Genomic DNA, 13,031 nt, shown 5'->3' with positions numbered 1-13,031 from the left:
TCCTATTCTACTAACATAATTTATTTTTATTTATTGAAAGGTACTTATTAAATGACAGAAGCGCTTACCACCGCAAAAAAAATCTTACTAGCTCCTGCGGCACTAGATGAAACGGGTATAGAAAAATTATTTAAAACCATGATGAGTCACCATATTGACGATGCGGATCTTTATTTCCAAAGTTGCAGCTATGAATCTTGGTATTTAGAAGATTCCGTAGTGAAAAGTGGTAGCTTTTCTTTGGATAGAGGTGTAGGTATTCGAGCGGTCAGTGGCGATAAAACAGGTTTTGCTTATTGTGATGACATTTTATTGCCTTCAATGTTGCGAGCAGCTGATGCGGCTCGTTCTATTGCACTAACGGGCTCCAAACCAGTGCAATCCATCCAGGTTCAAAGTGCTGCGATAAATCGCTATCAAGGACTAAATCCTATTGAGGGCATGAGCAAGCAAGAAAAAATAGCTTTATTAGAGGCAATTGATCAAGAAGCACGCCGCATTGATCCTCGCGTAATCCAAGTTAATGCCTCATTAAGTGGTTGTTATGAAGTGGTGATGGTTGCTGGGATGCAGGGACAAATGATTGCAGATGTTAGGCCTTTAGTCAGTATCAATGTGAGTGTTATTGTAGAAGACAAATATGGTAAACGGGAATCTGCTCGCTCTGGAGGAGGTGGCCGTGTGGCTTATTCCTACTTCCTTGAAAAAGAGAATGCGTTAAGTTACGCGCGTGAAGCGGTGCGCGAAGCATTGATTAATTTAGAAGCACAACCTGCACCTGCAGGAACAATGCCTGTAGTTTTAGGGCCAGGTTGGCCAGGAGTTTTATTGCATGAAGCAGTAGGACATGGTTTGGAGGGTGATTTTAATCGCAAAGGGTTATCTGCATTCTCAGGACGTATCGGCCAGCAAGTCGCAGCACCAGGTGTTACGGTAGTTGATGATGGTACTTTAAAAGACAGACGTGGTTCTATCACCATTGATGACGAAGGAACTCCATCCCAGTGCACTACATTGATTGACAATGGTGTTTTGGTGAATTACATGCAAGATAAGTTGAATGCTAAATTGATGGGAATGCAATCTACCGGTAATTGCCGACGTGAATCGTATGCACATGTACCAATGCCTAGGATGACGAACACCTATATGTTAGCGGGCCAACATGATCCAGAAGAAATTATTCGTTCTGTGCAACGCGGCTTGTATGCTGTTAATTTTGGAGGAGGACAGGTTGATATCACTTCGGGCCAATTCGTTTTCTCTGCCAGCGAAGCTTATCTTATTGAGAATGGGAAGGTTACTGCGCCAGTCAAAGGAGCAACACTCATTGGCAATGGGCCTGATGTGATGAAAAAAATCAGCATGATTGGCAATGATCTAGGGTTGGATCGAGGAATAGGTGTTTGTGGTAAAGAAGGGCAATCAGTTCCAGTTGGTGTAGGTCAACCTACTTTGAAAATAGATGCGTTAACCGTTGGCGGAACTAGTTAAATATATCGTAGCCTGGTTGTACGCAACCAGGCTACATCTATGTTGTCTTTATATTAAATTCCAAAAAAATACCAAAAAGGGATCGACGCGATCACAATGCCTAGTTTTAATAGGGAAAACCAGGCATTTAATCTTAGTAGTGGATTAAGATGGAAGTTATTGTTTGTTTTGAGTAACTCTTCAAAACACAAAAAATAGCTCGACTGATAAGGAAAAATCCAGGCTTCAGTTGCCATTAAAATAACGAAAGCAACAACCCAGTTGCTTACTGTACCCTGATTGGCTAGAGGTATAATCACGGTGAAAAGGAGCGCAGGCGCAATCATTGTTCCTAAAAGCAAGCCCCCAAGCCAGCTGATAACATAAATGATAACAATAAAATAAAAGGGGTTTGCATGGGCTAAATGACTAAGCCATTGAAGATGGGCTAGTAGCCAAGGTTCAAATCCAATGTTTTGCAATGCATGCATTACGCCTATTATGGCACCGAAATAAAATAAAAAACTCCAGTTAATTTTTTTGAGTAATTCCTTTTTATCCAGCACATTAGTCCATAACAGCAATGTGAAAATCGTAATACAGGTCCAAAATGTAGAAATATCTTTCCAGGTAGAAATAATAGTTCCGATTGCAAAAAGCAGTAGGCTTATAATCGCAATATACTCCGCAAAAGAGAGTTGCCCCAGTGAGCACAGCTCTTTTTTTAATTTAGAATGATTTATTTTTAAGGTATTAGGTGATTTAAACGTGATTGAATGCAATATAAAAAACAAAGCAATTAGTAATAAGCCTGGAAAAGATGCCGCCCAAAGCCAATGTAGCCAATTGCCTTGCCATTGATTTTGTTCGGATAAGAGACTAAAGAGAATAAAGTTACTCGATTTTCCCGTAAGAAAAATAGTTGAAAGTAAAATACACCCATTAAAGGCTGCATTGGCTAATGCATTGGCTGTATCACTGCGTGGATGAATGGTACTGCTCTCAAGAATATCATCTAATAAAGGCGCAATTAAAGCGATACGCGAGCTTTGTACACTCATAATCGGTGTAATTAAGGCACCTATAAAAAACAGGAATTTTTGCAATAAAGAAGATTTTGATGGCAGATGAATTAATAAAATTAAGGCCAAACGATAAAATAGCCTTGATTTACTCATGATCGCGCCAACACCAAAAACACTTACCGCAATAAAAAAACTCCGAGAGGTAAAACCGGAGAGGATGACATTCTGTGGCGCTATATTGAATAAAAGTGCACTAAGAATAATCAATGCAGCTGGGAGATACTCAGGCACAAGACGAAAAGTCCACATAATGAACGCGGCGCCTAAAATGACAATAAAACTGGTATGTGATAGGTCTATACCTGTGTTTTGATTCAGATAGAACGAAATAAAGGCACAAAGTATTCCCGAAATAGCAAAGCCAATTTCTGGGCTTATTCGACTGTATTTAAAAATCATACTTTATCATTCAATAATCCTACACCTATCCTGGGTTACCCTGTTCCAGATCATTTTATCCATTTAATTTATTAAGCAGGGCACTTATTTCAAAAATACGCTCTTCTGAGGAGGTACTGTCAAGAGTAAAACGCAAGCGTTGCGGTCCTTCCATTTGATACCTTTTGGCGTGTACTTGAATCAAATTAATTAAAATGGCCGGATCAATATTGGGTTTTTCACTAAATTCCAGCTTGCCTTGCTGTGCACCAGCACTGATCTTTTGAATTCCCATTGTTTCAGCCTTCAATTTTAATTCAGTAATCAATAATAAATGTTTGACTTGGTGTGGTAACAAACCAAATCGATCAATTAACTCAACTTGTAAGTCATGCAATTGCTCTTTAGTTTTTGCATTGGCAATGCGTTTGTACATAATGAGTCGGTTATGGATATCTGGAATATATTCATCAGGAATAATTGCACTGATTCGTAAATCAATCTCGGGACCTTGATGCATGGGGGCAGATAACTCAGGAATTTTTCCAGCTTTTAAATCATGAACCGCTCTATCGAGCATTTCCATAAACAAGTTAAAGCCAATCGCCTGCATGTTCCCACTTTGGTCCTCTCCTAAAAGCTCACCTGCTCCACGAATTTCTAGATCGTGGGTTGCTAGAGTGAAGCCTGCGCCCAGATCCTCCAAGGAGACAATAGCCTCTAAACGCTTGGTGGCATCGGAGGTGAGTAATTTTTCATTAGGCGTCAATAAATACGCATAGGCTTGATGATGAGAACGACCTACACGTCCACGTAACTGATGCAGTTGTGCTAAACCAAATTTATCTGCACGGTCAATAATAATTGTATTGGCGGTGGGAATGTCGATACCGGTTTCAATGATCGTGGTGCAGACTAAGACATTAAAGCGATGATGATAAAAATCAGACATGACTCGTTCTAGCTCACGTTCACGCATTTGCCCATGAGCCGTACGGATTTTTGCCTCCGGAACTAGAGCTTGCAATTCCTGACACATGTGCTCGATCGTTTCCACATTATTATACAGGAAAAAGACTTGGCCACCTCGAAGGATTTCCCTAAGGATGGCTTCGCGTACGGTGGAATCTTTTTTCTCTTGCCAGAATGTTTTAATTGCGAGACGTTTGGCAGGTGGTGTGGTCATGAGCGAGATATCTCTGATTCCAGCCATTGCCATGTTTAATGTTCTAGGAATTGGGGTCGCAGTCATGGATAGAATATCGACATAGGTACGTAAGGCTTTGATGTGTTCTTTTTGTTTCACCCCAAACCGATGTTCTTCATCAATAATAAGTAATCCAAGATTTTTAAAAGCAATCTTACTTTGAAATAGTTTATGTGTTCCTATGACTATATCAACGGCTCCTGATTTTAAGGATGCAAGAACTGTTTCAGTTTCTTTGGCTGAACGAAAACGTGAGAGCAACTCAATATTGATGGGGAAGTCGGCAAATCGATCTCGGAATGATTCAAAATGTTGCCCTGCCAGCAGAGTGGTTGGGACTAGAATGCAGACTTGCTTATTGTTTTGTACCGCAACAAAAGCAGCGCGCATGGCTACTTCGGTTTTACCAAAACCTACATCCCCACAAATTAAACGATCCATAGGTCTTGGCGATTCCATATCTTTTATGATTTGTTCGATAGCGTTTAATTGATCTGGTGTTTCTGTAAATGGAAAAGCACTAGCAAATTTTACATATTCATTGTGATCTACTTGATATTGCTGCCCAGGCTGTGCTTCTCTTTTGGCATAAAGATCAAGTAATTCGATAGCAATATCATGGATTTTTTCAGCGGCTTTTTTCTTTTCTTTTTGCCATTGATCCGAACCCAGTTTATGTAAGGGTGCATGATCACTATCAACGCCAGTGTAGCGACTAATCATGTGCAGTGAAGTTACCGGTACATAAATCTTGTCTTCGCCTGCATAGGTAAGAACTAAAAATTCACTGGCAATCCCATTGGATTCAATATGCTGTAATCCCTGATAACGCCCTACACCAAATTGGAGATGTACTACTGGAGCACCAACACGTAGTTCGGCCATATCACGGATAATTAAGTCGGGGTCAACAGTTTTTTGTGCACTCCGTCTTTGGGGGGTACTTTGTTCTCCAAATAATTGTGATTCAACAATAATAACGAGATTACTCTGTTTTAGCTCACATCCGTAAATGAGACTCCCAGTACTGATGTTGATTGGCGCAGTATCATTAATAAAATCATGCCATGAGGTTTGGACTTTAGCGCTAATGCCGCTTGGCTTAAGCAAATCAAGCAACACTTCACGCCGTCCAGCACTTTCGACTACCAGTAAATAGCGGCGTGAAGAATCAGCACAATATTCACGCAGCTGGCTTAGAGGCTCTTGTGTTTTCCTATCTATGGGTAATTGTGGGCCCGAAATAATGTCAAAATTAACCACAGCCCCTTTTTTATCTGAAGTATTTTGGAACAAGCGAAGTTGTTCGTACGTATTGGCTTGAGTTAATAATTCCGTCGGATTAATAAAACATGCTGGAGGTGATAAAATTGGCCTACTGACATCATATCGTCTTTGCTCATAACGCTCGTTCAACTCTTGCCAGAATTGTTCTGCATTATTTTGGATGTCTTCAATCAGGCAAATCTTGGCATTTTCTGGCAGATAATCGAAAAAAGTGACCGTTTTTTCAAAAAACAAAGGCAGATAATATTCGATTCCAGAAGGAAACTGGCCTTCACTGATTGCCTCATAAATAGGGCATTGACTTGGATTCCCTGGAAATAGTTCCCTAAAAGCACGTCGAAACAGGAGCTGGCTTTGTTCATTTAAAGGGAACTCTCGTGCAGGCAATACATTGATTTCTTTTATTTTTTCTATAGTACGTTGGGTTTCTGTATCAAATTCGCGGAGACTTTCGATTTCATCGTCGAAAAGCTCAATACGAAATGGCAAACCAGACCCCATAGGATACACATCAATAATGGAGCCGCGTAAAGCAAATTCGCCGTGCTCAAGTACCTTATTCACACAATGATAACCGGATTGCTGTAGCTGGTTACGAAAAGCAGTTAAATCCAGTTTTTGTCCTTCTTTTAGCATTAAAGCATATTGATTCAAAAATTCAGGTGGACAAAGCCTATGCATTAAAGTACTTGCTGAAGTGATGACAATGGCATCTGTTACTTGTTGGATGCGACTTAATGTATATAATCGTTCGGAAATAATATCCTGGTGGGGGGAGAATTGGTCATAAGGGAGTGTTTCCCAATCGGGAAAAAACAATAATTCTTGAGGGGAATTTGGATTGAGAAAGAAATTCAATTCTGCTTGCAACTGATTTGCACTGAGATTGTCTTTCGCAATCAATAATTTAATTCCAGAAGTCTGTTGGCAATATTCAGCAAGTGCTAGTGCTAAGCTGCTTCCATGGAGTTGTCCCCATATTTGTTTGGCCTGCGTCGATTGATAGAGTAAGGTATTTATGGGCATAGCTTAGACATTCGGGTTTAAAAATTGGCTATTATACCTGATGTGTTGTCTTGGTTCATCTTAAAATTGCGGATTATTTATTTTTAGTGCTTTCATCCCGGGTCCGACGAGGATTTCTCATTGTAACACCATACTACAGAGTGCAGATCCCTCACTTTGAGTTATTTTAGTCATAACACATACAGGGATGGCATTACGAATCACTACCAGGCAAGCCTTGAATTTTGATATCAAAATGATGTAACAAGGCGATGACGTCTGGGAAAGAAAAACGTGCATGCTTGATTCTATTTTCATTCGGATCAATGGTGTAGTTGATGGCGTTTGTAAAATCTGCAGCACTTAAATTGGTATGGAGAAACAAGCTATTTAGTAAATCGGAGTCTATAAAGCTCGCATGACTTAAATTTGCTTCTCGAAAATCAATATCATGAGCCTTGCATTCTTCAATAATTAAGTTAGAGAGTTCTAATCCGTAAAAACTGGAGTGGCTCAGATTACTGCTATAAAAATAGAGGGGGCTTGTTAGCTTGACCAAGGGCCAACTCAATTCCGTCCAGTTTATCCCAATGAGCTTTGAATTTTTAAAAGAGACTTCTGAGAATTTACAACTCGGAAATTTTGTCAGAGCCAAATCACAGGATTCAAAATCGCAATCAGTGAATTTTGTATGATGGAATATAACATCAATGAATTTACATTGTTTAAATTGACAATTTTCAAAATCAATGCGTTCGATTCGTTCTTTTTCAATGGTTAATTGCGTGAATGTTTGATTAGTATAAGTATTTTTATTAAATGGGGACATCATAATCTTTCGCTATTTTCTTTAAATCAATACCCAGGCTACACAACTTCAAGACAATATCTTAGTTTTCATTCAATGATGTATCGGTCTCTATGAGCTCTAACTGCTCTAACTCGATATCCACGGATTCGATTTTTTGAAAACGAGAGGTAATTTTTTTAGCAGAGGTATTTACTTCATTGACATCTTGATGCGCCTGATCAATGTGTTTAGATAGTTTGTCCATTCTTTTTTCAAAGCGTTGGAAGTCATCTGCCAGAGATTGTAAGTGTTTTTGAATGATGTGCACTTGTTTACGGGTGGCATCATCTTTAAGTACTGCTTTAGCAGTAGTTAGGACTGCCATTAATGTACTGGGTGAGACAATCCATACTTTTAATCTTTGAGAAAGAGAAATTAAATCTGGATAATTGGCATGAATTTCAGCAAAAATGGATTCTGCAGGAATAAACATCATGGCACCATCAGTAGTTTCGCCAGGGATGATGTATTTTTCGGCAATATCTTTAATATGTTTTTGAATGTCTTGACGAAATTGCTGTTGCAGAGATTTCTTTTCGACTGAACCTGCATCAATATTGATAAGCCGTTGATAGGTTTCTAGAGGAAACTTGGCGTCAATAACCACATCACCTGTAGGCTCAGGCAGGAATAAAATGCAATCAGCGCGTTTTTGATTGCTTAATGTATATTGCATTTGAAAATGATTGGGGGGAATCATATTGCTGATTAAGGTTTCGAGCTGCACTTCACCAAATGCGCCGCGCGCCTTTTTATCAACCAACACATCTTGTAGACTGACCACATGATTCGATAATTCAGTAATTTTCTTTTGTGCCTCATCAATGATCGTGAGGCGTTTTACAACGTCAATAAATGTAGTGGACGTTTTTTCAAAGCCTTCCGCTAATTTATGATTGACTTGTTGCGTTAGTCCATGGAGATGATTACGAATCTCTTCAGTAAGCAATTGTAGATGAGAGGTGAGCGCGCTGGCGTGTTGTTTAAAGCTATGGTTGATTTGTTCTCGAACATCAGTCATTTGTTTTTGGACCGTGTCATGAATCATTTGTTGTGTTATCAATTGTCCTTGGCTGATTTTCTCATTTACATTCACGTGTACTTGATGCAATTGCGTGGTAAATGCCTCAAGAGTCTTTTCGTGTAGTTGCTTACTTAGTTTTTTTTGTTGATTTTGTTTTAGCAAAAACCAAATGAAGAATGAAAATTGGAGGGCTAAGGCACAAGCGATGCCCTCAAGCAAAGAGATTGAAGATAAAAATTGCATTCATTAGTCCAAAAGTTGACTGAGTCTAATTGGCTGATCATATTGATAAACCGTTTTTAGTTGCCCGTAATCAGTAAGATGTAGGTAACCAATTGAGAGCTGATCCTCTGCTAAATGTGCCGAATTGTCAAAACTAAATTGAATTGTTTGCTTTCCTGGATCAAGCCATTGCGCACTTTGTGATGTTTCAACCGGAATATCCTCACCTTTAGCGTTTTTCTTGTATAAAATGCATTGTAAGGCATACCGACTTGCAGTAGCCACATTCACAGTGGCAGCTAAGGTCAAAGGCTTAGAAGAGACTTTCTTAATGCTCATTAAGCTGGCAGAAGGCACCGAATAGGAAAAAGCGGCACGTGCGCTACGATGTGTAGGTGTGTTTTCATCCAGTTCACTCGATACCTCTACATCAATATACCAATTGCCGCCATGAGTATTATCGTCAGAAGATAACTGGGTACTGGCTTGGAATTGATTACGTTTTACTTGTTTGATTTCGAGAGGAACTATTTGGTTATCAGGACCTATCAATGAGGCGTGAATATCATCCACTGGATAGGACGTAATATTATCTTTTAGGAGAATGAGTGCATTAAATTGATCGCCATATTGATATTGCAATTCAGAGGGTTCGACCTGCAAATAGATTAAGGAGTATTTTTCAAAAACATGAATTAGATATTGATCAGCATCACTTGATGGATTTATGTGTTTGCTTTGGATTACGAAATTACCAGAGCCTAACTCAGGTTTGATTTGTAGCATGGTTTGATGTGCACCCAGTCTGAGTGACTCATCGATTGCTTCATCCTGACTATACAAAGAAGAGGCATCTTTGAGACTCATGAATTTACTGGCAGTACTTTTTATTTCTAATGCAGGAATAGCTTTGTCTTTTTGTAGCGGGATGATGCGTAGCACAGCTTCTGGCGAATGAATGGGTAAGTTTATGCCTTGTTGTAATTGAGCTGCCGTTATTTTTTGACTGTAACTATAACTTTTTTGCACATTTTTTTCAGTTTTAATTAAAAGGTTTTCGGAAATCTTCCAGCTATCTTGCAAACTTTCATGAGGCAAAGTACTGCAAACATCACAATCATAAGACTTGATTTGGTTTTGGGGGAGCGTAAATGCATTGATTTGTGAGCAACAAAACAAAGACAATAAGGTTAGTGTAGTTCTCATTTTGAAGCTCCTTCTAAAGCTAAGGCAGAAATTAGTATTTTATCTAACCCAAAACATGAATGGCGACTTTGATTGTGACTTAGTATCGTTTCATCTTCTGTTTTTTCCTTATCGTAAAACCAAACAGTACCAGCAACTGCTTGGGAACTGCAATTTAAAAAGCCATCGGCACAAGAGTCTAAATAGACTTTGGAAATTTTTAAGCCACTATTGAGTAAATAACCATTACAATAGCTGGCTGAAGAAAAAGGTGAGGCGGTTACATCGGTCCCCACAACGGTATTAAACGCTACGGGCAGGGAAGGTCGATTTTTAGTACCAAATAAAAGCTCTTCATTATAGATGTTCATGTCACCAACGCGTTGTTGCTTAATGGCATCACCCGTATAACCTAATATCCAGCTCAGACTGGCTTCAAAAATACCTCCATTGAGAAGTATGTCCGCAAGTGGCGTTCCTCCACTTGAAGGAGCTAGGGCGACTATGTGCTTGATTTTGCTTTTTAATCGCAGGTATCGGCTGTCATAAGTTGGATTTGACAGGATCCAACGCATTACATTGCCGCCATTGGAGTGCGTGTAAAGAATTAAAGAGTCAATTTTTTTATGCTCTATGAATGCTAATAATTGATTCACTGTACATCCTGCAGCATCTTCTTCCCACATATACTTACTGTAATCACAATGAACTACATAGTAATTTCTAGGATTAGGGAGTGCTTGGGCAATACTTTCCATAAAATCAGTTTTCCAATAACCACCATCCGCATCCTCACGATGGTCATTTGTTCCATGAACGAATGCGATGCCCAAATTGCTATGTTCATTTGGTTGAGGAAGAGAGTAAATCAATGTGGAGAATAGAAACAAAAACACTGTTATTAAGATACGTTTAAAATCCATTTTTATCACGCCCCAATTCATGTTAAATCGACATGTATCTATAGCATATTTTTTAATGATAAACTAATGTTTTAGGATAATTGCTTACCCTCTGATTGGTTATAAGTTTATTGAGTATTGTAGCCTGGGTGCAGCGCAGCGAAACCCGGGTTACGGCTTTGCCTGCACCCAGGCTACAATGCATTCAAAAGCAATGACTCCTGTGGTTTGAGATTATACGGATGAGATGAATGAGTATTGATGAAATAAAAGGAACACTTGCTGAGCTAAAAGAAAAAATAAGGCAGTATGATTATCACTATTATGTTCTGGATGAACCAATAGTTCCTGATGCTGAATACGATCGTTGTTTTCGAGCATTACAGGATTTAGAAACGAAGTATCCTGAATTATTAACTGCAGATTCGCCAACTCAACGCATTGGCGGTACCCCTGCAGATGCGTTTATGCCAGCAACACATCGGCAATCGATGTTGTCTTTATCGAACGTGTTTACTGAAGATGAATTAAAAGCATTTATTAAACGCGTAACAGATAAACTGGATGAGCCGGTCCAGAACTTGGTTTTTACATGTGAACCTAAACTGGATGGGCTTGCTGTTAATCTCACCTATGAGAATGGCACCCTGGTTTCTGCCGCAACTCGCGGTGATGGGACTACGGGTGAAAATATTACTGCCAATATTAAAACAATCGCTGCAATCCCTTTAGTTTTAAGAGTAGAGAAACCACCTCGTTTTATTGAAGTTCGTGGTGAAGTCTACATGCCCAAAGAGGGTTTTGAAGCGTACAATAAAAAAGCCAAGGAAGCGGGTGAAAAAATTTTTGCGAACCCACGTAATGCTGCAGCAGGAAGTTTACGGCAATTGAATCCCTCCGTGACTGCGAATAGGCCTTTGGCAATTTATTGCTATAGCATAGGCGCTTGTGAAGGGTACGCTTTACCCGACACACATTGGGAGCAATTGCAACTTCTCAAAAAGTTTGGTTTTAGAGTGTCTTCTGACATTAAGCGAGAAGAGGGAATGCAAGGCTGTTTGGATTATTACTATGATATGTTAGCCAAACGCGATCAACTTCCTTTCGAGGTTGATGGTGTTGTTTATAAGGTTGACAGTATTCCTTTGCAGCAGCAACTTGGTTTTATTTCAAGAGCACCGCGTTTTGCCTGTGCCCATAAATTTCCTGCCACTGAAGAGATGACAGAGCTTTTAGCAGTTGATTTTCAGGTAGGAAGAACAGGTGCTTTAACTCCAGTAGCACGTTTGGCACCGGTTAGCGTTGCAGGAGTTACTGTAAGTAATGCTACTTTACATAATATGGATGAAATCACCAGGAAAGACATCCGTATAGGCGATAAAGTGATTATTCGTCGTGCTGGTGATGTGATTCCTGAGGTCGTTTCAGTAGTTTTGGAGCAACGACCTGCAAATACCAAGGAGATCCACTTACCTGAAAAATGCCCGGTTTGTGGTTCTGATGTAGTGCGTGAAGAAGGGGCGGCGGTTGCTCGTTGTGTGGGTGGTTTATTTTGCAAAGCGCAACTCAAAAGAATGATGTGGCATTTTGCTTCACGCAAGGCCATGTATATTGAGGGCTTGGGATCCGTGCTTATCGAACAATTGGTCGATGAAGGATTTATTCGTCATTTACCTGATCTTTATACGCTGGATGTTTCTACTTTGGCAAATCTTCCTCGTATGGGAGAAAAATCAGCAAAAAATTTATTGGATGCATTGGAACAAAGCAAAAATACAACATTTAGTCGTTTTCTTTATGCTCTTGGAATTCCTGAAATTGGCGAGTCCAGCGCTCGTATGCTGGCAGAACATTTTGGTGATATTGAGGCGATTTCCATGGCCACAGAAGACGAGTTGATGAATTTGCAAGATATGGGACCTGTAGGTGCTTTTAATGTTGTTCATTTTTTTGCCCAAGATCATAATCGCCAAGTTATTGAGCGTTTATTAGCTCTCGGAATTCATTGGCCCAAAGTTGAGAAAAAGAAAGTAAATAAAGAGCATCCTTTATTTGCAAAAACAGTTGTTTTAACTGGAACTTTAAATACTATGGGACGTGAAGAAGCCAAAGCAAAATTATTGACTGCAGGAGCTAAAGTCAGTGGCAGTGTCTCCGCAAAAACAGATTATGTAATTGCTGGAGCTGAGGCAGGATCTAAACTGGATAAAGCAAATGATTTAGGTGTTACTGTTTTGGATGAAGAACAGTTTATAAAATTGCTAGCGAGCTAGCAGTTAAGTTGCCCTCAGCCCAACCCCTCTCCTGATGACCGGAGGGGGCAATTGGGGTTCGTGTAGTTTCCCTTCTCCCTGAGGGGAGAAGGTGCCCGTTAGGGCGGATGAGGTCGGCATTTTTCTTTACCTCCCTATGA

At 39.7% G+C, this 13,031-nt stretch carries 8 protein-coding genes; 2 read left to right on the top strand and 6 right to left on the bottom strand.

Features of this window, described 5'->3' with window-relative positions:
* Positions 1–51 precede the first annotated feature (51 nt).
* A complete protein-coding gene (gene tldD, locus Lste_RS09895) occupies positions 52–1,494 on the top strand; it encodes a metalloprotease TldD (protein ID WP_058510857.1) in 1,443 nt (480 codons plus the stop codon).
* Between the two features lie 53 nt (positions 1,495–1,547).
* Here tldD and Lste_RS09890 read toward each other — a convergent pair whose 3' ends face one another.
* The 6 genes from Lste_RS09890 to Lste_RS09865 all read right to left on the bottom strand — a co-directional run bounded on the left by Lste_RS09890 (position 1,548) and on the right by Lste_RS09865 (position 10,639).
* The gene (locus Lste_RS09890) at positions 1,548–2,957 is read right to left on the bottom strand and encodes an SLC13 family permease (protein ID WP_058510856.1); all 1,410 of its coding nucleotides are present in this window, start codon (positions 2,955–2,957) and stop codon (positions 1,548–1,550) included.
* A 55-nt stretch (positions 2,958–3,012) separates the two neighbouring features.
* On the bottom strand, positions 3,013–6,456 hold the full coding sequence (gene mfd, locus Lste_RS09885) for a transcription-repair coupling factor (protein ID WP_058510855.1): 3,444 nt from the start codon (positions 6,454–6,456) through the stop codon (positions 3,013–3,015).
* A gap of 193 nt (positions 6,457–6,649) precedes the next feature.
* On the bottom strand, positions 6,650–7,267 hold the full coding sequence (locus tag Lste_RS09880; RefSeq protein ID WP_237760462.1) for a pentapeptide repeat-containing protein: 618 nt from the start codon (positions 7,265–7,267) through the stop codon (positions 6,650–6,652).
* A 58-nt stretch (positions 7,268–7,325) separates the two neighbouring features.
* Complete coding sequence (locus tag Lste_RS09875; protein WP_058510853.1) at positions 7,326–8,552, bottom strand: DNA recombination protein RmuC; 1,227 nt, start codon at positions 8,550–8,552, stop codon at positions 7,326–7,328.
* A gap of 3 nt (positions 8,553–8,555) precedes the next feature.
* On the bottom strand, positions 8,556–9,737 hold the full coding sequence (locus tag Lste_RS09870; RefSeq protein ID WP_058510852.1) for a DUF4785 domain-containing protein: 1,182 nt from the start codon (positions 9,735–9,737) through the stop codon (positions 8,556–8,558).
* Positions 9,734–10,639, bottom strand: coding sequence for a hypothetical protein (locus Lste_RS09865; protein WP_058510851.1), 906 nt, complete (start codon positions 10,637–10,639; stop codon positions 9,734–9,736). Before Lste_RS09865 ends, Lste_RS09870 begins: the two co-directional genes overlap by 4 nt.
* Positions 10,640–10,869: 230 nt before the next feature.
* On the opposite strand from Lste_RS09865, the gene ligA reads away from it, so the two are divergent.
* Positions 10,870–12,891: an NAD-dependent DNA ligase LigA gene (gene ligA, locus Lste_RS09860; RefSeq protein ID WP_058510850.1), complete on the top strand. Its 2,022-nt coding sequence runs from the start codon at positions 10,870–10,872 to the stop codon at positions 12,889–12,891.
* The last annotated feature ends 140 nt before the right edge of the window (positions 12,892–13,031 follow it).

This window comes from Legionella steelei, from assembly GCF_001468005.1.
In the GTDB taxonomy this organism is placed as follows: Bacteria; Pseudomonadota; Gammaproteobacteria; order Legionellales; family Legionellaceae; genus Legionella; species Legionella steelei.
This window is presented reverse-complemented; position numbering and strand designations above follow the sequence as displayed.